This is a genomic window from Acinetobacter amyesii, from assembly GCF_023499985.1.
Classification (GTDB): Bacteria; Pseudomonadota; Gammaproteobacteria; order Pseudomonadales; family Moraxellaceae; genus Acinetobacter; species Acinetobacter amyesii.
Genome location: NZ_JAMCOU010000020.1, coordinates 1 through 363 on the forward strand (window position 1 = coordinate 1; position 363 = coordinate 363).

The following is a 363-nucleotide window of genomic DNA, read 5'->3' on the forward strand; positions in this document are numbered from 1 at the left end:
ACTACCAAATACATGCTCAACCCCAATTCTTCTTTTGTTGATTTCTTGATTATAGATTTTTAGTTCAGGATCCAATTTACAGCGCTTTTTTGCTTTTAATGGCAACAAGCTATTTGGATACACTGCGTAAATCCCTTGATAGCCTTTATCTGCAAGGATAAAGGCACCTGCCGGAATCTGATGTAAGTTTCGTTTGAAGAGTTCGAAATCATGTACAGCACCACGATCAGTGCATAAACTCAGAATTTGCTGAGTTCTATAATGAATGATGGCCTGGACTTTGAAAGTATGTGCCTTCTTTTTGCCACTATAGCTTTTCTTCTGTTTTTTTAGGTCTTTGTATTGGAATTTCTGTGGCATCAA

At 37.2% G+C, this 363-nt stretch carries 1 protein-coding gene; it reads right to left on the reverse strand.

What is annotated here, in order from left to right; all coding sequences use genetic code 11:
• On the reverse strand, window positions 1-363 hold a 363-nt coding region (locus tag M5F03_RS16745; RefSeq protein ID WP_249706964.1), incomplete at both ends, for a transposase family protein.